Annotated in this window: 25 protein-coding genes; 13 read left to right on the forward strand and 12 right to left on the reverse strand. The window is 60.9% G+C overall.

Annotated features, from left to right (window positions below; genetic code table 11):
- Nucleotides 1–237 precede the first annotated feature (237 nt).
- Complete coding sequence (locus PQR27_RS21150; RefSeq protein ID WP_408525612.1) at nucleotides 238–1575, reverse strand: hypothetical protein; 1338 nt, start codon at nucleotides 1573–1575, stop codon at nucleotides 238–240.
- A 263-nt stretch (nucleotides 1576–1838) separates the two neighbouring features.
- On the opposite strand from PQR27_RS21150, the gene PQR27_RS21155 reads away from it, so the two are divergent.
- Nucleotides 1839–2567: a hypothetical protein gene (locus tag PQR27_RS21155; protein ID WP_408525613.1), complete on the forward strand. Its 729-nt coding sequence runs from the start codon at nucleotides 1839–1841 to the stop codon at nucleotides 2565–2567.
- A gap of 331 nt (nucleotides 2568–2898) precedes the next feature.
- Here the strand turns inward: PQR27_RS21155 and PQR27_RS21160 are convergent, their stop codons facing one another.
- Both PQR27_RS21160 and PQR27_RS21165 read right to left on the reverse strand, forming a co-directional pair.
- A complete protein-coding gene (locus PQR27_RS21160) occupies nucleotides 2899–4233 on the reverse strand; it encodes an MFS transporter (protein ID WP_408525614.1) in 1335 nt (444 codons plus the stop codon).
- Between the two features lie 91 nt (nucleotides 4234–4324).
- A complete protein-coding gene (locus tag PQR27_RS21165; protein ID WP_408525615.1) occupies nucleotides 4325–5896 on the reverse strand; it encodes a sulfatase-like hydrolase/transferase in 1572 nt (523 codons plus the stop codon).
- A 213-nt stretch (nucleotides 5897–6109) separates the two neighbouring features.
- Between PQR27_RS21165 and PQR27_RS21170 the strand changes: the two genes are divergently transcribed.
- Nucleotides 6110–6604: a MarR family winged helix-turn-helix transcriptional regulator gene (locus tag PQR27_RS21170; protein WP_408525616.1), complete on the forward strand. Its 495-nt coding sequence runs from the start codon at nucleotides 6110–6112 to the stop codon at nucleotides 6602–6604.
- A 13-nt stretch (nucleotides 6605–6617) separates the two neighbouring features.
- Here PQR27_RS21170 and PQR27_RS21175 read toward each other — a convergent pair whose 3' ends face one another.
- A complete protein-coding gene (locus PQR27_RS21175; protein WP_408525617.1) occupies nucleotides 6618–7907 on the reverse strand; it encodes an NRAMP family divalent metal transporter in 1290 nt (429 codons plus the stop codon).
- A 253-nt stretch (nucleotides 7908–8160) separates the two neighbouring features.
- On the opposite strand from PQR27_RS21175, the gene PQR27_RS21180 reads away from it, so the two are divergent.
- Nucleotides 8161–8511, forward strand: a complete 351-nt coding sequence (locus PQR27_RS21180; protein ID WP_408528256.1) for an FKBP-type peptidyl-prolyl cis-trans isomerase — start codon at nucleotides 8161–8163, stop codon at nucleotides 8509–8511.
- Nucleotides 8512–8699: 188 nt separating this feature from the next.
- Here PQR27_RS21180 and PQR27_RS21185 read toward each other — a convergent pair whose 3' ends face one another.
- Nucleotides 8700–8930 carry a DUF2964 family protein gene (locus PQR27_RS21185; RefSeq protein ID WP_408525618.1) on the reverse strand — a complete coding sequence of 77 codons (231 nt, stop codon included), beginning with the start codon at nucleotides 8928–8930 and terminating at the stop codon, nucleotides 8700–8702.
- Nucleotides 8931–9046: 116 nt separating this feature from the next.
- Here PQR27_RS21185 and PQR27_RS21190 point away from each other — a divergent pair, with 116 nt between their 5' ends.
- The 6 genes from PQR27_RS21190 (at nucleotide 9047) to cls (ending at nucleotide 14942) form a co-directional block, all read left to right on the forward strand.
- Nucleotides 9047–9880 (forward strand): MipA/OmpV family protein, encoded by an 834-nt coding sequence (locus PQR27_RS21190; RefSeq protein WP_408525619.1) that lies wholly within the window; start codon nucleotides 9047–9049, stop codon nucleotides 9878–9880.
- Nucleotides 9881–10039: 159 nt separating this feature from the next.
- Nucleotides 10040–11113 (forward strand): DUF6765 family protein, encoded by a 1074-nt coding sequence (locus tag PQR27_RS21195; RefSeq protein WP_408525620.1) that lies wholly within the window; start codon nucleotides 10040–10042, stop codon nucleotides 11111–11113.
- Between the two features lie 413 nt (nucleotides 11114–11526).
- Nucleotides 11527–11865, forward strand: a complete 339-nt coding sequence (locus tag PQR27_RS21200) for a hypothetical protein (protein WP_408528257.1) — start codon at nucleotides 11527–11529, stop codon at nucleotides 11863–11865.
- 179 nt (nucleotides 11866–12044) lie between these two features.
- Nucleotides 12045–12923 carry an H-NS histone family protein gene (locus PQR27_RS21205; RefSeq protein WP_408525621.1) on the forward strand — a complete coding sequence of 293 codons (879 nt, stop codon included), beginning with the start codon at nucleotides 12045–12047 and terminating at the stop codon, nucleotides 12921–12923.
- 22 nt (nucleotides 12924–12945) lie between these two features.
- Entirely contained in the window at nucleotides 12946–13431 is a 486-nt protein-coding gene (locus tag PQR27_RS21210) for a hypothetical protein (protein WP_408525622.1), read from the forward strand.
- Nucleotides 13432–13679: 248 nt separating this feature from the next.
- Nucleotides 13680–14942, forward strand: coding sequence for a cardiolipin synthase (gene cls, locus PQR27_RS21215; protein ID WP_408525623.1), 1263 nt, complete (start codon nucleotides 13680–13682; stop codon nucleotides 14940–14942).
- Nucleotides 14943–15026: 84 nt separating this feature from the next.
- On the opposite strand, the gene PQR27_RS21220 is transcribed toward cls, so the two are convergent.
- The 3 genes from PQR27_RS21220 to PQR27_RS21230 all read right to left on the reverse strand — a co-directional run bounded on the left by PQR27_RS21220 (nucleotide 15027) and on the right by PQR27_RS21230 (nucleotide 17765).
- Entirely contained in the window at nucleotides 15027–15569 is a 543-nt protein-coding gene (locus PQR27_RS21220) for a hypothetical protein (RefSeq protein WP_408525624.1), read from the reverse strand.
- Nucleotides 15570–15702: 133 nt separating this feature from the next.
- On the reverse strand, nucleotides 15703–16347 hold the full coding sequence (locus PQR27_RS21225) for a response regulator (RefSeq protein ID WP_408525625.1): 645 nt from the start codon (nucleotides 16345–16347) through the stop codon (nucleotides 15703–15705).
- A 2-nt stretch (nucleotides 16348–16349) separates the two neighbouring features.
- On the reverse strand, nucleotides 16350–17765 hold the full coding sequence (locus PQR27_RS21230) for a cache domain-containing protein (RefSeq protein ID WP_408525626.1): 1416 nt from the start codon (nucleotides 17763–17765) through the stop codon (nucleotides 16350–16352).
- A 478-nt stretch (nucleotides 17766–18243) separates the two neighbouring features.
- Between PQR27_RS21230 and PQR27_RS21235 the strand changes: the two genes are divergently transcribed.
- From PQR27_RS21235 to PQR27_RS21250, 4 genes are all read left to right on the forward strand, one after another.
- The gene (locus PQR27_RS21235; RefSeq protein ID WP_408525627.1) at nucleotides 18244–18441 is read left to right on the forward strand and encodes a DUF3311 domain-containing protein; all 198 of its coding nucleotides are present in this window, start codon (nucleotides 18244–18246) and stop codon (nucleotides 18439–18441) included.
- The gene (gene mctP / locus PQR27_RS21240; protein ID WP_408525628.1) at nucleotides 18438–19919 is read left to right on the forward strand and encodes a monocarboxylate uptake permease MctP; all 1482 of its coding nucleotides are present in this window, start codon (nucleotides 18438–18440) and stop codon (nucleotides 19917–19919) included. Before PQR27_RS21235 ends, mctP begins: the two co-directional genes overlap by 4 nt.
- A 779-nt stretch (nucleotides 19920–20698) precedes the next feature.
- Complete coding sequence (locus PQR27_RS21245) at nucleotides 20699–20914, forward strand: hypothetical protein (protein WP_408525629.1); 216 nt, start codon at nucleotides 20699–20701, stop codon at nucleotides 20912–20914.
- Nucleotides 20915–20937: 23 nt separating this feature from the next.
- The gene (locus tag PQR27_RS21250) at nucleotides 20938–21747 is read left to right on the forward strand and encodes an exodeoxyribonuclease III (RefSeq protein ID WP_408525630.1); all 810 of its coding nucleotides are present in this window, start codon (nucleotides 20938–20940) and stop codon (nucleotides 21745–21747) included.
- Nucleotides 21748–21865: 118 nt separating this feature from the next.
- Here PQR27_RS21250 and PQR27_RS21255 read toward each other — a convergent pair whose 3' ends face one another.
- The 4 genes from PQR27_RS21255 to motA all read right to left on the reverse strand — a co-directional run bounded on the left by PQR27_RS21255 (nucleotide 21866) and on the right by motA (nucleotide 25016).
- Nucleotides 21866–22141 carry a CsbD family protein gene (locus PQR27_RS21255; RefSeq protein WP_408525631.1) on the reverse strand — a complete coding sequence of 92 codons (276 nt, stop codon included), beginning with the start codon at nucleotides 22139–22141 and terminating at the stop codon, nucleotides 21866–21868.
- Nucleotides 22142–22369: 228 nt separating this feature from the next.
- Nucleotides 22370–23056 carry a Pr6Pr family membrane protein gene (locus PQR27_RS21260; protein WP_408525632.1) on the reverse strand — a complete coding sequence of 229 codons (687 nt, stop codon included), beginning with the start codon at nucleotides 23054–23056 and terminating at the stop codon, nucleotides 22370–22372.
- Between the two features lie 85 nt (nucleotides 23057–23141).
- Entirely contained in the window at nucleotides 23142–24131 is a 990-nt protein-coding gene (gene motB / locus PQR27_RS21265; protein ID WP_408525633.1) for a flagellar motor protein MotB, read from the reverse strand.
- Between the two features lie 15 nt (nucleotides 24132–24146).
- Nucleotides 24147–25016 (reverse strand): flagellar motor stator protein MotA, encoded by an 870-nt coding sequence (gene motA, locus PQR27_RS21270; RefSeq protein WP_408525634.1) that lies wholly within the window; start codon nucleotides 25014–25016, stop codon nucleotides 24147–24149.
- Between the last annotated feature and the right edge of the window lie 92 nt (nucleotides 25017–25108).

Genomic DNA, 25108 nt, shown 5'->3' on the forward strand with positions numbered 1-25108 from the left:
GCGATGGCGGGCGCGCAGACGAATTCGGCGCCGGTCGTGCCGCCATCGGCGAAAGCGGCGAATCTGATGCTGGCTCAGGATTTGTCGATTGATTGTCCGATGTTCGACACGCTTGGCTGCAAACGGGAGAGCAGTGGCTTGCTGACGTCGGGCGGACTGGGCGTGGCCGCGGCTGCCGCGGGTATTGGCTCGACATCGGCCGCCGGTTCGCAGAACGGCACGGGTAACGGGACATCGTCAGCCGGCTCGGGAAGCAACGGTGGTGGTGGGGCGAACTCTGGAGCACCCGGTGTCGGTGCGGGGAGCTCGGGCAGTGGCAGTGGTGGGAATGGAGGGACGGGATCGGGTAGCGCGGGCGGCGACGGCGGTAAGGGTACGGGCGGGACGGGTACGGGTGGGACAGGTACAGGCGGGACAGGTACCGGTGGGACAGGTACTGGAGGCGACGGAGGTTCCGGCAGCGGAGGCGGCGACGGCGGCCACGGCGATGGCGGCCATGGTAACGGTGGCCATGGCGACGGCGGCCACGGCGATGGCGGCCATGGTGACGGCGGCCACGGCGATGGCGGCCATGGTGACGGTGGCCATGGCGACGGCGGCCACGGCGATGGCGGCCATGGTGACGGCGGCCACGGCGATGGCGGTCACGGTGACGGTGGCCATGGTGACGGCGGCCACGGCGATGGCGGTCACGGCGATGGCGGCCATGGTGACGGCGGCCACGGCGATGGCGGTCACGGTGACGGCGGCCATGGTGACGGTGGCCATGGTGACGGCGGCCATGGTGACGGCGGCCATGGTGACGGCGGCCATGGTGACGGTGGCCATGGTGACGGCGGCCACGGCGATGGCGGCCACGGCGATGGCGGTCACGGTGACGGTGGCCATGGTGACGGTGGCCATGGTGACGGCGGCCACGGCGATGGCGGTCACGGCGATGGCGGCCATGGTGATGGCGGCCACGGCGATGGTGGCCATGGAGATGGCGGCCACGGTGACGGTGGTCACGGTGCAGGTGGCCAAGGTGGCGGCGGTTATGGCAACGGCGGTCAGGGTAGCGGTGGTCCCGGCGGCGGAAGCCAGGGCCACGGTGGCCAAGGTGGCGGAGGTCAAGGCAACGGCGGTTACGGCAGCGGCGGTCAAGGTAACGGTGGTCATGGCGGCGGCGGTTACGGTAACGGGGGCCAAGGCGGCGGAGGCCAGGGTGGCGGAGGCCAGGGTGGCGGAGGCCAGGGTGGCGGAGGCCAGGGTGGCGGAGGCCAGGGTGGCGGAGGCCAGGGTGGCGGAGGCCAGGGTGGCGGAGGCAAGGGTGGCGGAGGCCAAGGTGGCGGAGGCCAGGGTAACGGGGGTCACGGCAACGGAGGCCAAGGCGGCGGTCAGGGCAACGGCGGTTACGGCAGCGGCGGCCAAGGTTACGGCGGTCATGGCGGCGGAGGTCAAGGCGGCGGAGGCCAAGGTAGCGGAGGCCAAGGCGGCGGAGGCCAGGGTAACGGCGGTCACGGCAACGGCGGCCAAGGCAACGGCGGTCAAGGCGGCGGCGGTTACGGCAGCGGCGGTCAAGGTAACGGTGGTCATGGCGGCGGCGGTTACGGTAACGGGGGCCAAGGCGGCGGAGGCCGGGGTGGCGGAGGCCAGGGTGGCGGAGGCCAGGGTGGCGGAGGCCAGGGTGGCGGAGGCCAGGGTGGCGGAGGCCGGGTGGCGGAGGCCAGGGTGGCGGAGGCAAGGGTGGCGGAGGCCAAGGTGGCGGAGGCAGGGTAACGGGGGTCACGGCAACGGAGGCCAAGGCGGCGGTCAGGGCAACGGCGGTTACGGCAGCGGCGGCCAAGGTAACGGTGGTCATGGCGGCGGAGGTCAAGGCGGCGGAGGCCAAGGTGGCGGAGGCCAAGGTGGCGGAGGCCAGGGTAACGGGGGTCACGGCAACGGAGGCCAAGGCGGCGGTCAGGGCAACGGCGGTTACGGCAGCGGCGGTCAAGGTAACGGAGGTCATGGCGGCGGTGGTTACGGTAACGGCGGCCAAGGCGGCCAAGGCCAAGGTGGCGGAGGCCAAGGCAACGGCGGCCAAGGCGGTGGCGGTTACGGCGGCGGCCATGGCAGCGGTGGCCAGGGTAACGGCGGTCAAGGTAACGGCGGTCAAGGTAACGGCGGCCAAGGTAACGGCGGCCAAGGTAACGGCGGTCAAGGCAACGGCGGCCAAGGCAACGGCGGCCAAGGCAGCGGCGGCCAAGGTAACGGCGGTCAAGGTAACGGCGGCCATGGCAACGGCGGCCAAGGCCATGGAGGCGGTTTCGGAGGCGGCGCAGGCGGCGGAGGCGGCGGCTACGGCGGCGGCCACGGCCACTGATCGGGTCAATCCGACTCAGCGTGTGGAGGCCGACATTTCGGCCTCCCGCGCTGATGCCTTGGCTGAGGCGACGCGGGCGAACTTCTCAACGTCTGACCGTCGCCGAGGCCATCCGTACAGATCAAGGCAACAGGCTCAAGCGCGAGCCATCCCATCGACAGATAAGTCCTGGAATCAACGGCAAACCTGTCGATGGCCCTCTTCCGGGCAGCCGCTCCTCGCTTGAATGCCGAGGTAGAGCTCTCAACACACCACGTCAATCACCCGTTCCAGCATCGCCAGTTTCGTAGCTCAACTCGAATGGTTGCGCGAACAACAATTCAAAACCGTAACTGTTCATCGAAATTGGAAAAGTGTCGGGCTGTTCGCGTGCGCCACGCTTATGCGAGCCATCCATCCAAACCGGCCGGCGTGGTACGTCCGACCACCGGATAGAAATCATTCTCTTCACGCGACCTCACCCGTTTTCGGCTCGTTCGCACCAGGCGCTCTCGCAAGAACACTCTCGTACGCATCGCACCCTGACGACCCTCATCGATGCCGGAGCGCCAGAATTTCTACTTCATTGCAGCGGACCGCACCGCGCCGACCGTATCGCGCCGCGGCGCGGGCACGGCCCACAGCAGCGCGACCATGCCTGCGACCAGGAGTGCGGCGATCACCGCAAATCCCGCATAAATACTGCCTGTCTCAGCCTTCAGCGCACCCACCAGCGACGGGCTCACCGCCCCACCCAACGCGCCGATTGCGGTAATCGTGGCGATGCCGGCCGCCGCTGCGCCGCCGTCCAGATAGGCGGTCGGGATCGTCCAGAAGATACTGAGGGTTGCGTAAATGCAGATCGACGCGACCACCAGCAAAGCGACAGTCAGGGGCACGCTATGGGCAGCGAACGGCAGCAGCAGGAAACTGCCGGCGACCGTAAATCCGCAGCCCGCCACATGCCAGCGTCGTTCAGCGCGACGATCTGAGCTGCGCCCGATCGCGACAATTCCAATCGCGGAGCAGACGGAAATTCCACCGCTCAGCCAGCCGATCGTATCGAGTTGCTGCACACCGACCTGCCGCAGCAACGTCGGAATCCAGAAGCCGATCGCGTTGAGCCCCATGAAGACGCAGAAATAGATCGCCGATAGCAGATAGATCCGTGGATTGCGCAGCACATCGGCGAGACGCGCGGGCGGCGCGTGGTGTGCGCCGCGTTGCTTGCGATCCGCCTCGAGTGCCGCGGTGATCTGGGCTTTGTCCGCATCGCTCAGCCATTTCGCGTGCGAGGGCCGATCGTCCAGATAGAGCATGGCCATGATCCCAAGCACGATGGCCGGCACGCCTTCGATCAGGAACAGCCACTGCCAGCCGCGCAAACCGAGCATGTCGTGGAAGTGCACCATGATCCAGCCCGACAGCGGGCCGCCGATGATGCCCGCCAGCGGCACTGCCATGATGAACAGACTCGTGATGCGTCCGCGTTGCCGATCGGGAAACCAGTAGGTGAGGTACAGAATGATGCCGGGGAAGAAACCCGCCTCGGCCGCGCCCAGCAGAAAACGCAGCAGATACAGCATGCTCGCGCTCCTGACGAACATCAGCAGCACCGTTAATGCGCCCCACAAAACCATGATGCGCAGAAGCGTCTTGCGCACGCCGATGCGTTCCAGCAGCAGGTTGCTCGGCAACTCGAACACCAGATAGCCGACAAAGAACATCCCCGCTGCGAGACCGAACACCGCGTCATCGAGCTTCAGGTCCTGGAGGAATTGCAGTTTCGCAAAGCCGATATTGACCCGGTCGATGAAATTGACGACGTAGCAGATAAACAGAAACGGCACGATGCGCCGCGCGATCTTGCGATAGATCGCGTCATCGGGCGCGACGGCTGACGAGCACTGCATGGTGTCTCCTGGCATCCCGGCACGGTGGACCGGGCGCATTACGGTTTTTATTATGAGGCTGTGATCTGCTGTTACCGCTGACTGCGCCGTCCTACCATTCGCCGAAAAAGACGCCCCAATCTTTGTGCGTATTGGTTTTGCTTTCGATCGTGGGGTTATCGATCGTGACGCGCTGTTTCAACGAGCCGTACCAGTCGGCAAGCTTTGCGTGCATGTGCGCGCAGACGTTTGCGTGACTCGCGTCGGCGCCGAGATCGACGTATTCGTCCGGGTCGTTCGCCAGATCAAAGAGCTGCGCGCGGTAACCCTGCCAGCGGATGTATTTCCAGCGTGTGTCGCGCACCATCCAGCCGCGGCATTCGTCCGGTTTGCGTTCCAGCGCGAGTCGCGCGCCGCGGAAACTGTAGTCGAGTTCGGAGACCACATAATCGCGCCAGCCTGCGGCCCGGTGCATTTCGCCGCGTGTGAGCGGCAGGACGGAGCGCCCTTCGATCCGCTCTTCGTAAGCCGGCAGGCCGAGCGCATCGAGCACGGTCGGCACCACATCGATGCCCGACATGAAGCGCGTTTCGACGCTGCCGCGCGTGGCGTCGGCACGCGTCGACGGATCGTAGACGATCATCGGCACGCGCTGCACGGTGTCGTAGAACAGTTCTTTTTCGCCGAGCCAATGGTCGCCGAGAAAATCGCCGTGGTCCGCCGTGAATACGATCAGCGTGTCTTCCCAGCGGCCGAGCCGTTCGAGTGTGTCCCACAGCTCGCCGAGATGGTCGTCGATCTGCTGGATCAAACCTTGATAAACGGGCCGCACGGTGTTCGAGACTTCTTCGCGCGAGAAATTCACGCACTCTTCCTGGGTGCGATAGGCGGCGAGCACCGGGTGCGCATTATCGAGTTCAGCGGGCTTGCGTGCGAGCGGCAGACATTGATCGAGTGAATAGAGGTTGTGATACGGACGTGGCGCGACGTACGGCCAATGCGGCTTTACATACGACAAATGCAAAGCCCACGGCTCGTCACCTTGCTGTTCGATGTAACGGATCGCCTGTTTCGTCATGTACGCGGTTTCGGAATGCGGCTCCGCCACGCGCGCGGGCCAGCGCACATTACGCATCTTCCAGCCGGAATGCACCGCGCCGCTTTCGTCTTCCACGCTGATCGCAAAGTCGCTCCACGGTTTGTCACTGACGTAGCCGTGTTCACGCAAAAAGGCCGGATAACCGCTTTCCTTGCCGGGCTCATGATGGCCGTCATAGCGGTCGAGTTCGTCGAACGAACCCGTCGAGAGGCGCTGACCAAGCGGACTCTGCCGCGCGATGTCGAGCCGTTGCATGCCATTGCCGTCGGCCATGACATGCGTTTTGCCGGCCAGCGCGAGCGAGCGCCCATTCAGGCGCAGGTATTCGCCGAGCGTCATTTCGCCGATCGATAGCGGCACGCGATTCCAGTTAGCGCCGTGACTGCTCATCGTGCGGCCGGTGTAGTACGACATGCGTGACGGACCGCATACGCCGGAACTGACGAAAGCATTGTCGAAACGCACGCCGCGCGCGGCCAGCGCGTCGATATGACGGGTTTGCAGGTAAGGATGGCCGTAGCAGCCGAGATGATCGCGGCGAAGCTGATCGCACATGATGAATAGAACGTTGCGGGTGTCCGCCATCTGTAAGCACCGTCTGCAGCCTTGCGGCCTGAAGTGTGAGAAACCGGGGAGATGCTTCGATGCTAGAAACGAACTGGACGATTGACCTAATCAAATATATGTGCGGATGCACAATGGGCCGCCGTGATGACCGGCAAAGCACGTCATAATGGCCGCCAATCCATAGAGAGACGTACGCCCACCGTGCCCGCGACCGATCCAGCATCGATACCCGTGCTCAAACATCCCGAGCATATCGACGAATTTCTGCTTTACCGGCTCCACAACCTGACGCGCGTGGCGACCCAGGGCGTCGGCTTGATGTTCCGCCGCGAGATCGGCATTAGCCGGCGCGACTGGCGCATTCTTGCGTTTGTCGGCAAGTATCCGGACGCGAGTCTGACCCGGCTCGCCGAACTGGCTTCTCTCGACATGGTGGTGGCGAGCCGCTGCGTCGCCAACATGGTGACGAAAGGCTTGATTGCGAAGAGCCGCCTGCCGCAGAACAAACGCGTCACCGTGCTCGCGCTGACCGAGGCGGGACGTATCGCCTACGAACAGGCGCGTGTAAGCGGGCAACGCTACAACACCGAGTTCGCGTCCTGTCTGAGCGACGAAGAAGCGCGCCTGCTCGATGGCCTTCTGAAGCGCATGGAGCAGCAGGCCGCGCAGTTGACGCAACGCGAGATCGCGAAGAGCGGGCCGTTATTGAGCGAGGACGTGGAGTAGTTCGCGTCTGGAATCACGTCGGCCAGAACATGCCTACCGCCGCCAGACCCATTGCGCCGGTCGCGATCCAGCCAAGCCAGCGCAACCAGCCAGTGACCACAAATTGGCCCATGACTTTCGGGCTGCCCGCCATCAGCATGACCAGCACCATGATCGGTACGGCCGCGATGCCATTGATCACGGCACTCCAATACAGCGCCTTGATCGGGTCGAGACGCATGAACGTGAGTGCGATGCCACCCAAAATCGCCACCGCGACTACGCCGTAGAACTGTTTGGCCAGATTCACCTGCAAGGCAAGGCTATTGCGCCACTTCATCGTACCCGCCGCAGCGTAGGCGGCTGAACCCGCCAGCACGGGCAACGCCAGCAGACCCGTGCCGATGATGCCGAGACTGAACAGCGCAAACGCAAGGTTGCCGGCGATCGGCTTGAGCGCACTGGCGGCGTCGGCGGTGGTTTTTACTTCGATGTGATGCGCGTGCAGCGTGGCGGCGGCGCTCAGCATGATGAAGAATGCCACGCCGTTCGACACGGCCATGCCGACCCAGGTGTCGGTGTTGATCCGTTTCAGTTGCACGGAAGCTTGCAACGGCGCGCGCAAAAGTGAATGCTGGGCGGGATGTGAGCGAATTTCTTCGACTTCCTGCGAGGCCTGCCAGAAGAACAGATATGGGCTGATCGTCGTTCCGAGCACGGCGACCACGGTGGTCAGATAGTCGCTGGAAAACTGGATTGGCGGCTTGACGATGTTCAGACCGACTGCTTTCCAGTCGATTGGAATCACGAAAATGATCGCGACGTAGGCGAATAACACCAGCGTGAGCCATTTCAGAATATGCGCGTAGCGTTCGTACGGAATGAATACCTGCATCAATAGGGATGCCGTGCCAAACAATGCGACATAAAGCTGCACCGGGCCGCCGATCACGAGCTTCGCGGCTGCACCCATCGCTGCAAGATCGGCCGCGATATTGATGGTGTTCGCCAGTAGCAGAACCAGTACCGCGAGATACAGCAGCGGGGCAGGGTAGTGGTGCCGCAGATTGGTGGCAAGTCCGTGCCCCGTCACTCGCCCCATGCGGGCGCTGACCAGCTGGATGGCGACCATCAGCGGGTAGGTAATCAGCATGGTCCATAACAGCCCGAAGCCGAATTGCGCGCCGGCCTGTGAATAGGTGGCGATACCGCTGGGGTCGTCGTCGGCGGCGCCGGTGATCAGGCCGGGGCCGAGGCGTTTCATCCAGGACCGCCCGGCGGCATCTTCGACGACAAGTTCTGGTTCGATGTTTTCCGTCGTCATTGCGGTCCGCCTGAAAGAGTGGCTGTGTGAAATCTCGTATGCCGTGCCTGCAAGCACTGTTGCGGGATGGTTTCTCTAGCGCTACAGCATTCTCCATGCCACAGACTCTTCCGCTGCGCCTGGCATCGTTTGCATGGCTGATTAACGGCTTACAACATGCGATCCGCTACAATGATGCGACTCACCCTTCTGGAGACTTGCTTTGAAATCTATCGTCGCATTGGTCGCAGCAGCCGTTCTTTCTTCAACTGCAATGGCCGCCGCGCCCGCCACTGAAAAGCTGCCTTCCGGCGTGGTCGTTCAGCACATTACGCAGGGTACGGGCGCCCAGCCGGCGGCGGACGACGTGGTAAAGGTCAACTATCGCGGCACGCTCGCCAACGGCACGGAGTTCGATAGCTCCGCGAAACACGGCGGCCCGGCCACTTTCCCGCTCAATCGCGTGATTCCGTGCTGGACGCAAGGCGTGCAAACCATGAAGGTCGGCGGCAAGGCCAAACTGACCTGCCCGGCAGCTACCGCCTACGGTGACCGTGGCGTCGGCGTGATTCCGCCGAACAGCGATCTGACGTTCGAAGTCGAACTGGTCGGCATCGGCAAGTAATCAGGCGCGAGGCGCATTGAAAAAACCCCGCTCCGGAGACCGAAGCGGGGTTTTTTCTGGGCAGCGTATCTGCTCATTGCCGAATAACGGCAAAGAAGCTCGAGCACCGAGGCCCGCAAGTGGTGAAGCTTTACCCATCTGTTTTAATAAGCGTCGTGCCCGGGGAATGAACGGGTAATGAGCGGGTCTTACTCGTTTGGGGCAAAAAGCATCGATATATAGACGATGGTGGACACCACGATAATGCCGACCCCGACGAACACTTTGGTGCGGTTGAATTCCAGGCCACCGTTGATCGCCACACCAATCCCGGCCACGGACGACAACGTGCCGATCGTGGCCAGCAGTACATGCAGTTTGCTGCGAATCAGCTTGCGCCTCTCGGGACTTGCACCCTCTCTCCAACCACCGGGTTTCATCGAAGAATCCTTTACGCTAGCGCGTAGTAGTAGCCCAGAAGATCTGAATGAGTGGCAATGCGATAAAAGCAGTCTGTCTCGCATTGCGACTGGTTTTTCAATTATACGAAGCATATATGAGCCGCCAAACAGTGCAAACAATCAGCCAGACATGCCGGTATCTGACTATTGCCGTTCTTTTCAGTAACGCGGCGCACGCGGTGTGGGCCGCCGACGTCGATCTGCCGAACTCGTTGCCGAATATGGTCGGCGGCGGCATAGGCTCCACCACCGATTACGCCGGTGGTAAGGATCGCATGGTTGGCGTCGTGCCGGGCTTGCGCTATGTCACAAGCGGTGGACATCTGCTGGAATGGTACGGGCCTTATGCGCAATTCGATTTCGGCGGCGTAACCGGATTCCAGTGGGGCCCCGCTGTTGCGCTGCGATTGGGGCGCAAGCATGTCGACGACCCGGTTGTCTCGCAGATTCACGAAGTCGATACCACTGTTGAAGGCGGTGGCTACATCGGCTACGAATATGACAATGCCGGCAGCTTTCCCTATCGTCTGCGCGGCACCGTGACCGTCGTGACGAACGCCGGCACCGTCTATACCGGCGCGCGCGTCGTGGTGAACGCAAGCGCGTGGGTGCCGGTGTCGTCCCGTGTATTCCTGGGCGCTGGGCTGGGTGCGGGTTGGGTGAGCAGCGGCTTCAACCAGACCTATTACGGGGTGACCGCTGAAGACGCGGGGCGCAGCGGCTTGCCGGCGTTCAGTCCGTCCGGCGGCCTTCAACAGATCACCAGCTGGGGTGCGGCGATCTACCGCTTCAACAAAAACTGGTTCGGCGGTGCGATGATCTACTACCAGCGGCTGACCGGGTCGGCCGCGGACAGTCCGATTGTCACGCAACGCGGTACACGTAACCAGATTACGTATGGCGTCGGCGTCGCCTATGCGTTTCAATGACATCGCAGGTGACTTCCAGGGAACGCGCCGGCGAGGTCGCTTTTAAAGTTCAAACGGACTCAGTCGTTTACTTTCTACTCAGGCGCGGACACGGCGATAATTGCAATCGCGCACTCGGGAGACACATCCGTCATTCGTCGCGCGCGAGGAGCGCCAGCCATGAACATCGATTTTCACTATGGTGTGGTCTATATCGTTGCCCGCGTCGGCGGCATGACGGCCAGCCAGGCGCTGACGGTCGCGCATGCCTGCCAGTATGTCGACGACGCGACGACGGCGGGAATTCTGCGCTTTTCGGGCGGTGAGACCTTCGAGCGGTTCGCTACCGCGCACAGTATGTTCGACTACGCCAACACCGAAAATGACCAGAACCGTCTGGTGTGGGCACCGTTTCATTTTCTGCCGGCGGGGGAGGGAGACACGCTGGAAGACAAGGCGGTGTGTCGGCCGGATAGCGCCATCGCGCGCGAAGTGGTCCGCAGGGCAATCCGGCAACGGGGCGCGGATACGGCCTTGCATCGGCTGGGCGTGACGCTTCACACCTATGTCGATACCTGGGCGCATCAGGGGTTTGCGGGGATCGAAAGCCCGAAGAACCGGGTTCGTCACCTGGTGGCGGAAGATTGCACGGCGGAAGGCTGGCTTGCTCATCTGACGCGCGCCACGCGGCATCTGATCGAGCGGATCGAGGAAGACGTGGTGACCATTGCGCTGCCAGTCGGTCACGGCGCCGCTTTGCATTATCCCGACCAGCCGTGGGCGGTATGGCACTACGTCGACGGCAGAGGGGTGTCGGTCGAAAGACGCAATCTGCCGGAATTCGTGCAGGCGGCCGAGATGACCTGCCGTGCGGTGCGCGGGTATCTGGCGGGGCGCGAAGATTTCGAATCCCAGGCCGGCTTGCCGGACGACGTGAAAGACGCGCTCACCAGGCTTCTCGACGGCAATCGGAATCTCGACGATAACAAGCGCTTGCAGGCCATTTGCGAAGCGGTCAAAACGGGCGTGATTCCGGGTTTGCGGGAGTCGATTCCGCAATACATTGCCAAAGGTCTGGGCTCCTGGAAGTACAAGGCCACCGGTTTGCAGTCTAACGACGACAGCGGCGATCGCCCGCAATGGAGTACTGCCTTCGAGAAAAGCGACTACCGGCGCTTTCATGACGCGGTAAAGGAACACCGTTTCGTGACGACTCAGGATATTCTGCCGGCTCACGGACTACGAATCGCGTAGTCCGGCGGCCTTTCCCGCGACCGTATCCTTGACACAAGGGGCCGCGGGTCGCCGTGGCGATTGCGGCCGAGGCCAAGGAAACCGCCGCCACGGCGCGCCGGATAAAACCCGCTTTCATCTGAAAGTACTGTGCTGCTCAGTGATTGCGCAGGCGCGCGTGATTTCTATAGCCGCCCCAGCGGCCGCGTTCGTGCCACCCATGCTCGCGGCATTACTCGTGGCGATGCCGTCGTGTTCTCACATTCCGTGGGACAGGCCTTTTTAAAGCCTGTTGGCGCGCGAGTCCACTCACGCAAATAAAAAAAGAGAACTGCTGGCCTTTGAATCTCCGGATGCTTGCCTATAGTAGAAGCGGATATTGCCGCAATGCACAGTGGCCGGCTTCTTTTAACAAGCTTGACGGGGAAACGGGAATGACGCCAACCAATGCTGTGATCTATCAACCCCAGGCTTGCACGCCGGAATCGTTGCGAACGTTGGCCGTCTATCTCGAGCTGGCGCTCGACGAAGGAAAAAGTGTGGTTCTGATGCGAATCGGCACGCACGTGCGCAGTGTCTATGTCGGTAATCCGTCCGGCGCATTTGAAGATTTGACGGAACACGGCGTGGTGGCCGCCTTTCAGGCAGATGAAATGCTGGCACTGACGCAGTTAGGACTCAACCGCATCACCGCCGACGATCAGCAGTATCGGTTTATGCGTAGCGTGCGCTATATCGCCGACCGCCAGGCCGTTGTTTTCACCCCGGCGTAAGCGGCGTGCCATAAAACGGAAAGGCAAAAGAATGGGGCTATTGAGCAGTGGATTCGAAAGATTCGTACTCCACGGGATGCTAAACGATGTAAAGACAGTATGTTTATAGCCAATGAGATCTGCCTTTCTCGCGCCAATCATGGCATAGTGCGGTGAATTACCACATAAGGAGCAATCGAATGCCCACGTTAGAGCAAATCCAAGCAAAGTTGAAGAAGCTCCAGGCGCAAGCCGACGTTCTTATCGCCAGGAAAGCCCAGAGCGCGGTCGACCAGATTCGGGATCTGATGCTCAAGCATGGTCTGACTACTGAAGATATCGAAGCAAAAGCGAAAGCGAGACGTGCCGCCAAGGGCCTGAATGGGCATACCGCGAGTAGCAAGGCAAAGGCTGCTGGTGCGGGCGGCAAGAAGCTGCCGAAGTATCGCGATCTGAAAACCGGCGCAACCTGGACGGGTCACGGGCGTGCTCCGGCGTGGATTGCCAATGTGAAAGACCGGACTCGATTTCTGGTCGACAGCGCAAGCGAACTCACATCCGCCGCAAAGGCTGCGGTAACGCACGCCAAGGCCGGCCGTAAAGGACAACCTAAAGGTGCGCAGCCGCCCAAGTACCGCGACCCGAAAACCGGCGCAACGTGGAGCGGTCGCGGCCCGGCACCTGCATGGCTCGCTGCGGCGAAGGACCGCACCCGATTCCTGATCGACAGTGCGGCGGCTGCCGCGAGCGGTGCCGGTCATCAAGCAGTCGCTAAAGCGGGCAAGTCGAAAGCCGCGGCGACTAGCGGCGCGGTTAGCAAAAAGGTCGCAGCCAAAAAAGTAGTGGCGGGGAAAAAGGCAGTCGGTTCCAAAGCGGCGGCAAAGAAGGCCACTGCGGCGACCAGAAAGACGGCGGCGAAGAAGGGCGCCGCAAAGCCCGCCGTGAAGAAGACCGCGTCAACCCGGACTGCCGCAAAGAAAGCACCGGGGCGCAAGATCGGCAGCAAGGCTAAAACCGGCGCGGCAGCTCCGGCGCCCGCCGCAGCGCCGCAAACCGAGGCGGTACAGGCCAGCGCGTGAGAGCAACGGAGTAGCGAAGTAGATGACTAGCACGCTCGAGTCACTCCAGCAGGAAGATCAGGTCGTCCTGCTGGACGCTGTTCCTCATCCGGCGGTCGACGCTGCCGAACCGTTTATCGTCGCCAGCGACCGGCGCGTGATTCTGTCGTACCCGATTGCGGAATGCGATTTCGAACGGTTCGGACCATTCGATCCCGACGACGACCCGTTTTGCGCCGTTCTCTTTCCAGATGCGGTGTTTCACCGGCTGGGGCCACCCGGTGGCGACGATCTCGACATTCATCCGCTTGCATTGCAAGGATTGAATGCGTATTCGGTTCACGAAGTGATCAATTCGTCGCTGGCCGCCGAGATCTCCGGGTTCGTTTCATCAGTACCTGCGCAACGCCATTTCATCATTACCTTTCAGGACTCGACCTTTGAATGTGTTGCGTCCGATTACACCGTGGTCGGCGTATACGGCGCAGGTGAAATTGCCAGCAGGGAAGCATTCTCACTGGTCCGGTAGCGCTGTTTGCGCAGTACCTTGTATTCTCATTCCTCTTACATCGCATCGCCCCGGACGCTTTGACGGCGTGCCGGGATTTAATTCGCTGAACACATGGCGTGCGCTGCGGTAGCAAAGTGCGGGCCTGGCATGGGCACGCGCAATGCGTCCGCCTTTGCTAGTCAAACCCGGGCACGAGACCGGGCAGCCTTCACGAAACCGCAGGGTGCCCGCGCGGCGCGTCCTGCCGATTAGCATCGAGGCCATGCATGTTGACGATTCCAATTACTGCCTTTGTCACACTTGTCATCGTATTGATCATCGCCAATCTGTCGAGCGGTGAGAAGAAGATCGAACACAAGATCGAACGGCGTTACGCCAGTGACGATCCGCAATTCTTGCGCTCGATGGGTCTATTGCTTGGGCCACCTGTTATTTCCGGAAACTGCTTCGAGATGCTGCTCAATGGCGATCGCATTTTTCCGTCGATGCTTCAAGGTATTCGTTCTGCGCGTAAAACCATTACGTTTGAAACCTTCATTTACTGGTCAGGCGAGATAGGCGAGCAGATTGCCCAGGCACTCGCGGATAAGGCGCGCGAAGGCGTCGCGGTGCATGTGCTGCTCGATTGGGTTGGTTCGTCGAAAATGGATAAACGCTATCTAAATGTACTGCGTGAGGCGGGCGCGGAAGTCATTCAGTATCACAAGCCACACTGGACCGGCCTCGGCCGGATGAACGACCGCACGCACCGCAAACTGCTGGTGATCGACGGGCATATCGGCTTTACCGGCGGCGTGGGCATCGCGCCGGAGTGGACCGGTAACGCGCAAGACGAACGGCACTGGCGCGATACGCATTTCCGGGTGGCCGGGCCGGTGGTCGGTCATATGCAGGCTGTGTTCATGGACAACTGGGTGAAGGCAACCGGTAACGTGCTGCACGGAGCAGACTACTTCCCGGACGTTGAACCTGTTGGCGATGGCCTCGCGCATATGTTCAGCAGTTCGCCCTCAGGCGGTAGTGACGACATGCAATTGATGTATCTGATGGCGATCACCGCAGCCACGCACAAGATCCATCTTGCCAGCGCCTATTTCGTGCCCGACAAGTTGACGATCAATGCGCTGGTCGAAGCAGCGCGGCGTGGCGTGAAAGTGCAAATCATCACACCCGGCAAACGCATTGATACGCATACGGTGCGTGAAGCGTCGCGTGCCTGTTGGGGCGATCTGTTGCGAGCGGGCGTCGAGATGTTCGAGTATCAGCCCACCATGTTCCATTGCAAGTTGCTGGTGGTGGACGAGTACCTGGTTTCGGTCGGTTCGACCAACTTCGATAACCGCTCATTCAAGCTTAACGATGAAGCGAACCTGAACATCTATGATCGTGATTTCGCACGCCAGCAAACCGCTGCTTTCGCGGACGATATAAAGAAATCGGAGCATGTCACGCTGGAGGCCTGGTTGCGGCGTCCTTTTACCGAACGCCTGATCGAAAAGTTTGTACCGCTGCTGGATACGCAACTTTGATCGTTATGGCTAGAGGTATTCGGTGAGCGGGTTGAACGTGTCTTTCGCGGCCATGGGTATAACGGGGCGCCAAATATGGCCGCCTTAGTTGCCAGGGTCGGTTACCGGCTTGTCTGGATCCGCGAGCGTTTTATACGGCAGCGACGCCGCGTGCGGGTTCGTCGTCGTATCGTCGATCACGCGTTCAACGTCCGCTGTTCTGGCCAGTTCGGCGAGGAACGTTTGTTTGTCGAAACCGGGCGCGACGCACCCTTGCACGTAGATGAAGCGGCGTTGCAGCGTGAGCCACAGGGTCGACAGTTCGCGCCAGTGGGTGGCGTAGTTGATATTCGTGAGGCGCCGCTGGACGGCTTCGGTGATTTCCGTGTCGTAGAGGTAGGCGTTTGAAAGACGGCAACGACCTTCCACCCAGCAACTATTGCCGCGCTCGATCCGGTAATGACTGTCGTCGAGCCATTCCTTCTCGGTTACGAGTGGACCTAATGGCACGGGGCATTCGCTGACCGCTTTGGATATCTGGAAGAAAGGATCGTGGCCGCGATTGATGCGAGCATTTTCCGCATGGGCGTGCAGCGCGGCCACGCCAATCAGCAGAACCGCGAGCCACTTGGATTTTGGGCGATTCATCCTCTTATGCTCCCAGGATTGAGCGTGACCGGACGGAATAGCAGCGGGGTTCTGCCTGATTCAGTGATCATTATGCGGCGTTTGCGGCGCCGCGGTGAAGAAGGCGGCGAGCTAAGCATCGACAGAACTTCCGTTAGTTCTTACGTCTATTCTCCACCGCAAACTTGATCAATTCGGCCTGACCTTCGATATCGAGCTTGCGCTTCAGATTCAGCCGATGCGTCTCCACCGTGCGCACTGAGAGGTCATTGCGTTGCGCGATCTGTTTGCTCGACAGACCTTCTGCAAGTGCGTCGAGTATGTCGCGCTCGCGCGGCGTGAGCCGTTCAACCGGCGACTGGGTGGCCGAGGCCTGGATCAATCGCGCGCCAAGCCCCGCGCTGAAGAACTGCTTGCCATCCAGTACCGCGCCAATCGCCTGAATGATTTCGGTGGCAGGAGAGTCCTTCAGCACATAACCGCTGGCGCCCGCGCGCACCGCCTGAGTCACGTACTCGAGGTTGTCGTGCATCGACAGCATCAGCACGCGAATCGCCGGGAAGCGCTCATGAAACATGCCGGCCAACGCGATACCGTTCATGCCGTTCATCCCGACGTCCATCAGCACCAGATGCGGTTCCTGGCTGGCGGCAAGCGCGAGCGCTTCCTGAGCGTTGCCCGCTTCGCCGACGACCTGGATGTTACGCACGGCTTCGAGCCGGGCGCGCAAGCCGTCGCGTACAAGCGGATGGTCGTCGACCAGAATCAGGCGTGCGAGGGTGGGTGACGTATCGTTCATTTTCAGTGTTCCTGCAAGGCCGGCGAGTGAGGCTCGTGCGTGCCCAGCGGCACGCGCGCCGCGACGATCGTATGGCCGGTTTGCGAGTTGAGCGTGAGCTTGCCGCCCAGCGCCTCCAGACGTTCGCGCATGTTGCTCAGCCCGACCCCGGCGCGTGGACTGACGAACGCGTGCGTCACATCGAAACCGCGGCCATTGTCCGAGATCGTGAGCGTGACGGCGTCGTTCGATACTTCCAGCGAGAGCGCCGCATTCGATGCCTGTGCGTGCCGCACGATATTCGTCAGCGCTTCCTGTGCAATACGGAACAGGACGGTGTTGACCGCGTCGGGCAAAGCGGCGGCGTTCGTGTGCGCGATCTGCGTAAAGCCGATCGCAATACCCGACTCTTCGCTCATCTCGCGCGTGAGCTGCTCCAGTGCGGCTGCAACGCCGAGGTCATCGAGCATCGACGGTCGCAGCGCATGGGAAATGCGGCGCACTTCGCGCAAGGTATCCCCGATCCGCGCGAGACTGGTCGCAACCGCCGCTTCTGCCGTGGGCACGCGCACGTCGCTATGCTCGAACCGCGCCAATGCGGATTCGAGCAGCAGCTTGACGGAGACCATCATCTGACTGATACCGTCGTGCAATTCGCGCGATAGTCGGGCGCGTTCGTTTTCCTGCGACTCGACCACCTGCTGCGCGAGCCGCTTCAGTTTTGCATCGGCACTGCGGTATTCGGTGACGTTGAGCACCAGCGCGCACAGTGCGATCACAGCCAGCCCGGCGAGAGCAATGGCGTCGATCCACTGCATCGTGTGATCGATGTTCGCCGCCGCGCGCTGATCGATGTGCGCAAGCGCCGTATCCACGTCGTCGAGATAGATGCCCGTGCCGATCATCCAGCCCCACCGTTCGAGCGGCACTACGTAGCCGAGCTTCGACGCAAGCTTGCCTGTCGACGGCCGATGCCATACGTAGCGCACGTAACCGCCGCCGCGCGAAGCCGCGGCGAGGAGTTGCTGGATCGTCAGCGCGCCTTGCGGATCGCGCAGCGCCCACAGGTCGCGTCCAACCAGGTCAGGCTCGCGTGGATGCATCAGCGAACGACCGTGCATGTCGTAGACGAAGAAGTAGCCGTCCTTGCCGAAATCCATCTTCGCCAGAATGTCGAGCGCGCGGGTGCGCAGGGTGGCGTCGTCGCGCGCGTTGTCACGGCCGGCGTCGGCGTTATAGAGCGGTGCGATCGCGGTGGTCGCGAGTTCGACGTAATGCTTGAGTTCGATTTCCTTACTGGCCATGTACGCGGCCTGGGTCGTCGCATGCTGCGTTTCGGCGAGCGCCGTGGCTTCCTGGCGAACGCCGGTTTCGATGCTGGCGATGGCGGCCAGAAAGGGCACGATTGCCAGCAGAAAGATCTTGGCTTTGAGTTTCATCGTTGAAAAGACCGCCGACTGGCTACGTAGTATTACGTAGCTGGCTTACGTAGTTGCGCGCTTGTAAGGATGCTCACGAAGGCGAATACTACATCCCCGCGGCGTACCGCGCCTTGCGGCCAGATACGCCCTGCGGCGCGCGGTTGCGAAAGCCGGGCCGGCCCGGCATTTTTATAAACAGGCAGGAGACAGACGAATCCCGTTTTCCACGCCAGTCGGCGTACCGTCGCGAAGTCGATACCTTCGCCTTTGCTCGCGGATCGCGTGTCGACTGGCCGCTCACGAGCTGCGCTAGGTCGGTTGCGCATTCGTATGAATGTTCGATCGACCGGATTGTGTGGGCCGCGAGGCTCAGCCGTTGTTGTACTGCGCAAGAAGCAAACTCTGGTTTTGCCGCCTAATATCAGGTAACCGGTTCGCCGCGTGTCCGACCACAAGTCATGGCAGGCGGTTTCAATAATAGACCTAGGAGAAATTCGTGGAGACCTCCCAATCCGCCGGCCGTTCATGGCTCTGGCTCATTTTGCTGATCCCCTACATCGCGTTGCTGTGGCTGCCGTTCTATAACGACACGCGTCCGTCGTTCGGCGGCTTTCCATTCTTCTACTGGTATCAGTTCTTGTGGGTTCCGTTGACCTCGCTACTGATTTACGTCGTGTACCGAGGTGTCAAATGAGCGATATCAATCCTGTGAACCCGGTCGCGATGACCGTCTTTATCGCATTCTTTGTTCTCGTCACGGTGGTCGGCTTTTTCGCCGCGCGCTGGAAGCGGGGCGACCTGACGCAGTTGCACGAGTGGGGCCTGGGCGGGCGGCAGTTCGGCACGGTGATCTCGTGGTTCCTTGTGGGCGGCGATTTCTATACTGCTTATACGGTGATCGCGGTGCCCGCGCTGGTGTATTCGGTGGGGGCGTACGGTTTCTTTGCGCTGCCGTACACGATCATCGTGTATCCGTTCGTGTTCGCCGTGATGCCGAGGCTGTGGAAGATCGCGAAGGAGAAGGATCACATCACGGCAGCGGACTATGTGCAGGGTGAATACGGCGGCAAGTGGTTCCCGGCTGCGATTGCAGTGACCGGTATTGTCGCGACGATGCCGTATATCGCGCTGCAGCTGGTGGGCATGCAGGTCGTGATCAAAGGGCTGGGCGTGACGGGTGAAATGCCGCTGATCGTCGCCTTCGTGATTCTTGCGCTGTACACGTATGCGAGCGGCTTGCGGGCGCCGGCGATGATCGCGTTCGTGAAGGACATCATGATCTATATCGTCGTGATTGCCGCGATATGGCTGATTCCGGCGAAGCTTGGCGGCTACGCGCATGTGTTCGATGCGGCCGATACGTATTTCAAGGCCAAGGGGGGCGCAACCGGCATCATTCTTAAGCCGACGCAATTTACCGCGTATGCATCGCTTGCATTGGGCTCGGCGCTGGCGGCGTTCATGTATCCGCATACGATGACGGCGGTGTTGTCGTCCTCGTCGGCGAATACGGTACGCAAAAATGCGATTTTCCTGCCGGCGTATACGGTGCTGCTGGGGCTGATTGCGTTGCTCGGTTATATGGCAATTGCTGCGGGCGTGCATGTGAAGTCGGCTTCGGACATGGTGCCCGCGCTGTTTAACACGCTGTTCCCGTCGTGGTTTGTGGGCTTCGCGGCTGCGGCGATCGCGATTAGCGCGTTGGTGCCTGCGGCGATCATGTCGATTGGTGCGGCTAATCTGTTCACGCGGAATTTGTGGCGTCCTCTCGTCTCGCCGGATATCACGCCTCAGGCTGAGGCTTCTACCGCGAAGATTGTTTCGCTGGTCGTCAAATTTGGCGCGCTATTGTTTATTGTGTTTCTGCCGACGCAGTATGCGATTGATTTGCAGTTGCTGGGTGGGGTTTGGATTTTGCAGATCTTTCCGGCGATTGTGTTTTCGCTCTATACGCGGCGTCTGAATACACCGGGGTTGTTCCTCGGGTGGCTCGTGGGGATCGTGATCGGCACTGGGATGGCGATTGCTCAAGGGCTCAAGCCGGTGTTTGCTTTGCATCTCGAGGATGCTACGTACCCGGTTTATATCGGGTTGATCGCGCTGGCGGCGAATATTGTGGTTGGGTTTGTTGTGTCGGTGGTGTCGCCACGGAGGGTTGTGGCTGCTGTTTGATGGGTTTTTTGCCTTTTGCGGCGGCATTATTTGCTGTATGCCTACGGCGGTGGGTGTTTCTCTTGCTCTTGGTTTATTAGCGTTCCCCCTGTGCGGGGGGCACCTACTTTTCTTTGCCGCCGCAAAGAAAAGTAGGCAAAAGAAAGCGGCTCAAACCGCCAATTCTTAAGCGGGTCCCCTGGCTTGGAGGGGATCGTGGCTCCGTAGAGATTGGGCCTGCGCACCTTCCCTCGTGAGTGACCAGGCCGTCATTCTTCCAGCGGCGCTGCGCGCGCCGATGCGGTACTTCATACAGCAATCAGATCGTTCGGCGTTCGTTGGTGTTGTGGGCGATGCTGAATCGGTTTTGGTTCCGCCACTATCGCGTCTCCCGGATCATCGGCATCTTCGCTGGATGACTTGAAGCGTTACCAGTCTCTGCTGCGCGAATAGCAGGTCTAGCTCCGCGCTGAGCCAGCCGTCTCTGAAATAAATCGATACGCGGATTCTCGAATGACCAAGATGGCTGTCGTCAGCGGGAAGCGGCTCACCACAAAGCCGGCGGCGTCACATAACATTGACCTTATCGGGCACATCCGATGCTGGAATACCCACGGTCACGTCTAATCCGAGAATCGTGCGGAGGGCTGCGCTGCGTAGCGGACTCGCCATTCGTACGTGTCCTGGGTGCGGCCCTTCGCCGGCGTATGCTGTTAAGCAGCGCGCCCGCAAGCAGAAAGCTCACAACGTGCCGAATACCTCTGATCAAACTCCAGAGCCCACTTCATGAGGGAGTCCAATTGCAATTCGACTACAAACACTTCCACATCGATTGCCGCGCTCGCCATGCCGAAGACGGTGCCTACTACGCGCGAGCAAAGATTACCCGCGTGCCGCAAAAAAACGAGCACGTCCGGTCGCACGATTCGGGCGACATCGACGCCTTTCCTAACGAAGCAGACGCGATTTCATGTGCGAAGTCGTGGGCGATGGAGTGGTGCGACGCGGCGGCATAAGCCGCCTTCAGAAAGGGCATCCAATGTCTAAGCTCCGAATTGCGACCTTCAACATCAATGGCATCCGTTCGCGCTTGCCAGCGCTGTTGCAATGGCTTGAGCGCGAAGCACCAGACATCGCGTGCCTCCAGGAGTTGAAGGCCGTAGACAGCGCGTTTCCCGTCGAGGCACTGCGCGAGGCGGGCTACAGCGCGATCTGGCAAGGCCAGAGCGCATGGAACGGCGTGGCGATTCTCTCGAAAGGGGATGCGCCCCTCGAGAGCCGCCGCGGCCTGCCCGGTTTCGAACACGACACGCATAGCCGCTATCTGGAAGCAGCCGTCGGCGGCGTGCTGGTGGGTTGCCTGTATCTGCCCAACGGTAATCCGCAACCGGGTCCGAAATTCGACTACAAGCTCGCATGGTTCGACCATCTGATCGCGCACGCGGCGAAGCTTTTCAGCAGCGGTCATCCAGTCGTGCTGGCGGGCGACTTCAATGTCGTCCCCACGGATGAAGACATCTACAATCCGCGCTCCTGGCTGAAAGATGCACTGCTTCAGCCCGAAAGCCGCGAACGTTACCAACGGCTGCTCGCGCTGGGTTGGACCGATGCCTTGAGAACTCACTTCGGCGACGAGCGCATCTATACCTTCTGGGACTATTTCCGTCGCCACTGGGACACGAACTCGGGTTTGCGCATTGACCACGTGTTATTGAGCGCCGATCTCGCACCGCGTTTGAGCGATGCGGGTGTCGACCGCTGGGTGCGCGGCGAGCCGCACGCGAGCGACCACGCGCCGACGTGGGTCGAACTCGATATGGGCCCGGGACGCCGCACCAGGAAAAGTTGATGAACGAACCAGTAGCGGCCGATCGCGCGCGCAGCGACCCCCGGCGGCGAGAGCGGCCCTCTGAAACCGGCCGGGCAGTTGCGTGGCAGACTGCCCGATCATCCGAACATGCGGATCTTTATCGCTGATAGTCCCGATCCGGCGTGCCGCGCGACCAGAGTACGCCAGCGACGAAGCCGGCGAGGGCGACGACCGCTATGGTGGTAAACGGGCTTTCGACGGCGGTATCCCGAACGAGACTACTGGTGCTGGCGCAAAGTTGCTGAGCCTTGCCGCTGAGTTCCTTGGCTTTGCCGGCGATCTGGGTGCCGGTATCGCCTAGCACGTCGCCCACGGCCTCCTGAACTTTGCCCGCGACTTCCTTGACTGCGCCTTCCGCTGAGTTGGTGTCCATACGATGCTCCCGTTGTCATATTTACGTGTCAGCCCGTTGCATTTGCAACAGGGCTCCATCAAGAGACACGCGGGCCGCTCTGATGCGGAACCGGCCCACGCCCCTGGAGGGGGCCGCAAGAAGTGCGCCCGAGGGTTAGGGAAGCATGACTGCCCCGCTCCGTGACCACACGGGAAGGCCGATAAAGAAAGGAAGGTCGAAAGAGAGAACAACAGAACCAACAGATTTTCAGCGCCTACGCCGGAAATTAATCCCCACAAACACCGCCATCAACATTAAAAACCCGCCAAATAAAAGCGCGGAATTAACAACCGCACCTCTGACCCCGAGCACATCGACGTTAATGAACGGATAAGGATAAAAATCCGACAAACTCCCCCGCCAGAAGGTCACAACAAGATACCCAACGGGATAAACCAGCCACAACAGGAAATGCCGCAACCCGAGGTGAAACCGCGGCACGAACAGCACCCAGTACAACGCCGCCAGCATAGGCAACACACTATGCAATGACTCATTGAGCAGCAACCGGTAAGCCGCAGGCGACCACAACCCTCGCAGCAGCAGGTTGTAGGCAATCCCCACGAAAACCATGTAAACGACAACCGCGGTCACCACGGTAGGCTGGCGGAAAAACCGCACAAGCGGCGAGCGGCGCCGACGCAGTGCCACACAGGTAAAGCAGACCGCGCAGGCCAGCACGGTCAGATTGGTCAGATAACTGCTCATCCGGGCAATGCCGTCAAGCACGCCAAGCCCGCGAGCAAGCGTCCGGTCGATCGTCAGATCGGCTTGCGCAGCGAGGGAAATCCAGGCGATGACAGCAATGATGGCCGCCAGCGTCACGGACGACACACTCGGTGTATGCAGCGGAAGCTCGGGCTCACGTTGCTCGGCGGAAGAGGGCGGGTTCATAAAGACGATTCTATACACACCTTCTTCGTCACGCAGTACGCGTAGTCAATCGCAAACGCTCACCCTCAGCACCGCAAAGAAAATCTTATGGCGTGCTACGCGAAAAACTAACCGGCTGCAAACGCCCAACCACTGCCGGGATGGCTGAACTCGCCGGGGTGGCTTCATCGATCGCGGTCCGGCCGCCGTCGTGGAAAAACGCCAGCTCGGCAGCCTTGTTCAACACAAGAATACTGATGCGCCGATTGGTCGGTTCGTCGGCGACATGGCTGTTCAGCGGCAGCACGTCGGCCAGTCCGCGGACCTGCAGCAGCTTTTCGGCATGCATGCCGCCCGCCACCAACGCGCGCCGCGCGGCATTGGCGCGTTCGGACGACAGTTCCCAGTTCGAGTAGCCCTCCGGCCCCGCCGTGTATGGCACCGCATCGGTGTGGCCGGCGATCGAAATGCGGTTGTCCACGTCGTTGAGCGCCGCGCCGATCTGCGTCAGGATGGTCACCGCGTACGGTTGGAGTCTGGAACTGCCGGATGGAAACATGGGCCGGTTCTGCGAATCGACAATCTCGATGCGCAACCCTTCGTTCGTGATCGAAATGCGGATCTGATCTTTGAACGCCTTCAAGGCCGGGCTTTGTTCGATCAGAGCGGTGAGCTTCGCCTTCAGCTGCTGAAGCCGGTCCGCGTCCGAAGGCACGACGGCCGGCGGCACGGTGGAAGGCGGCGTGGGTTCGGTCTGGCTTTTTTTGCCATCGCCGGGCCGCGTGTCCGAGATGTCTCGCCCGCCGCCTTGCACCACACTCGGCCGCGCAGCAGCGCTTCCCTCATTGCCGCCGAGCAGGCTGGACAGTGGCGTGTTGAAATAATCCTCGATGCCCTGTTTGTCGAATTTCGATGTCGAGCCTAGCAGCCACATCAGCAGGAAGAACGCCATCATCGCGGTGACGAAGTCGGCATACGCAATTTTCCACGCGCCGCCGTGATGCCCGCCGTGCTCGTCGCCCTTTCTCGAACGGCGCACGATCACGGGTGCCGGCGTGTCGACCTGCTGCGACGCGCGCGATCTTCTTTCGCTCATGATTGCCGCCTTGCGTCAGGCCGACTTCGGCATTTTGGTCGCGCGCACGGCATCGTCGAGCTCCTGGAAGCTCGGGCGATCAGCGGTGAACAGCACCTTGCGGCCGAACTCGACGGCGATCGGCGGCGCATAGCCGCTCAGCGAGGCAAGCAGCACGGCCTTCACGCACTGATACGGTTTGGCTTCGGCGCGACCCTTCGCATTGAGCAGGTCGGCGACGGGACCGATAAAACCATACGCGAGCAGAATGCCGAGAAACGTGCCGACCAGTGCACCGGCGATCATTTCGCCGAGCACCGCAGGCGGCGCGCCGACCGAACCCATGGTGTGCACCACGCCCATCACCGCGGCGACGATGCCGAACGCGGGCAGGCCGTCGGCCATCTTCTGAATCGCATTGGCCGCGACCGAGGCTTCCGCATGATGCGTGGCCAGTTCTTCGTCCATCAGGTCCTGCACTTCCAGTACGTTGACGTTCCCGCCGGACATCATGCGCAGATAGTCGACGATAAAGTCGAGCAGATGGTGGTCCTCCAGAACGTGCGAGTACTTCTGAAACAGGACGCTTTCTTCGGGCGCGGCAACATCGGCTTCGAGCGACATCATCCCTTCCTTGCGCGCCTTCTGCAGCAACTCATAAAGCAGTGCGATCAGCTCCAGATATTTTTCCTTGGTATAGCCACCGCTTTTGAAACACGAAGGGATCGCCTTGATGGTTTTCTTCAGCGTGGAGGTCGGATTACTCACGACAAACGCACCGATTGCCGCACCGAAAATACACAGCAATTCGAAAGGTTGAACGAGCGCGAGCAGATGTCCACCCACGCCGACAAAACTGCCGATAACAGAACCGATTACCAAAATCCAGCCGATTGCGACAAACATACTCTCTCCATTTACCTTGCGCGACGCACGACAGATAGAACAGGCCCTAATTAAAGGGGTTTTTGCGTGCATCATTGACGCCGTGTCTGTAC

Origin of the sequence: Paraburkholderia fungorum (assembly GCF_046027215.1) — a bacterium.
Classification (GTDB): Bacteria; Pseudomonadota; Gammaproteobacteria; order Burkholderiales; family Burkholderiaceae; genus Paraburkholderia; species Paraburkholderia fungorum_D.

Excerpts from the sequence above, each read along its gene's own strand:
- PQR27_RS21150 (WP_408525612.1), bottom strand. The coding sequence starts at position 1,575 with ATGACCACCGTTACCTTGACCGCCGCTGCCGTAACCGCCGCCGCCTTG.
- PQR27_RS21155 (WP_408525613.1), top strand. The coding sequence starts at position 1,839 with ATGGCGGCGGAGGTCAAGGCGGCGGAGGCCAAGGTGGCGGAGGCCAAG.
- PQR27_RS21160 (WP_408525614.1), bottom strand. The coding sequence starts at position 4,233 with ATGCAGTGCTCGTCAGCCGTCGCGCCCGATGACGCGATCTATCGCAAG.
- PQR27_RS21165 (WP_408525615.1), bottom strand. The coding sequence starts at position 5,896 with ATGGCGGACACCCGCAACGTTCTATTCATCATGTGCGATCAGCTTCGC.
- PQR27_RS21175 (WP_408525617.1), bottom strand. The coding sequence starts at position 7,907 with ATGACGACGGAAAACATCGAACCAGAACTTGTCGTCGAAGATGCCGCC.
- PQR27_RS21180 (WP_408528256.1), top strand. The coding sequence starts at position 8,161 with ATGGCCGCCGCGCCCGCCACTGAAAAGCTGCCTTCCGGCGTGGTCGTT.
- PQR27_RS21185 (WP_408525618.1), bottom strand. The coding sequence starts at position 8,930 with ATGAAACCCGGTGGTTGGAGAGAGGGTGCAAGTCCCGAGAGGCGCAAG.
- PQR27_RS21190 (WP_408525619.1), top strand. The coding sequence starts at position 9,047 with ATGAGCCGCCAAACAGTGCAAACAATCAGCCAGACATGCCGGTATCTG.
- PQR27_RS21195 (WP_408525620.1), top strand. The coding sequence starts at position 10,040 with ATGAACATCGATTTTCACTATGGTGTGGTCTATATCGTTGCCCGCGTC.
- PQR27_RS21200 (WP_408528257.1), top strand. The coding sequence starts at position 11,527 with ATGACGCCAACCAATGCTGTGATCTATCAACCCCAGGCTTGCACGCCG.
- PQR27_RS21205 (WP_408525621.1), top strand. The coding sequence starts at position 12,045 with ATGCCCACGTTAGAGCAAATCCAAGCAAAGTTGAAGAAGCTCCAGGCG.
- PQR27_RS21210 (WP_408525622.1), top strand. The coding sequence starts at position 12,946 with ATGACTAGCACGCTCGAGTCACTCCAGCAGGAAGATCAGGTCGTCCTG.
- cls (WP_408525623.1), top strand. The coding sequence starts at position 13,680 with ATGTTGACGATTCCAATTACTGCCTTTGTCACACTTGTCATCGTATTG.
- PQR27_RS21220 (WP_408525624.1), bottom strand. The coding sequence starts at position 15,569 with ATGAATCGCCCAAAATCCAAGTGGCTCGCGGTTCTGCTGATTGGCGTG.
- PQR27_RS21225 (WP_408525625.1), bottom strand. The coding sequence starts at position 16,347 with ATGAACGATACGTCACCCACCCTCGCACGCCTGATTCTGGTCGACGAC.
- PQR27_RS21230 (WP_408525626.1), bottom strand. The coding sequence starts at position 17,765 with ATGAAACTCAAAGCCAAGATCTTTCTGCTGGCAATCGTGCCCTTTCTG.
- mctP (WP_408525628.1), top strand. The coding sequence starts at position 18,438 with ATGAGCGATATCAATCCTGTGAACCCGGTCGCGATGACCGTCTTTATC.
- PQR27_RS21250 (WP_408525630.1), top strand. The coding sequence starts at position 20,938 with ATGTCTAAGCTCCGAATTGCGACCTTCAACATCAATGGCATCCGTTCG.
- PQR27_RS21255 (WP_408525631.1), bottom strand. The coding sequence starts at position 22,141 with ATGGACACCAACTCAGCGGAAGGCGCAGTCAAGGAAGTCGCGGGCAAA.
- PQR27_RS21260 (WP_408525632.1), bottom strand. The coding sequence starts at position 23,056 with ATGAACCCGCCCTCTTCCGCCGAGCAACGTGAGCCCGAGCTTCCGCTG.
- motB (WP_408525633.1), bottom strand. The coding sequence starts at position 24,131 with ATGAGCGAAAGAAGATCGCGCGCGTCGCAGCAGGTCGACACGCCGGCA.
- motA (WP_408525634.1), bottom strand. The coding sequence starts at position 25,016 with ATGTTTGTCGCAATCGGCTGGATTTTGGTAATCGGTTCTGTTATCGGC.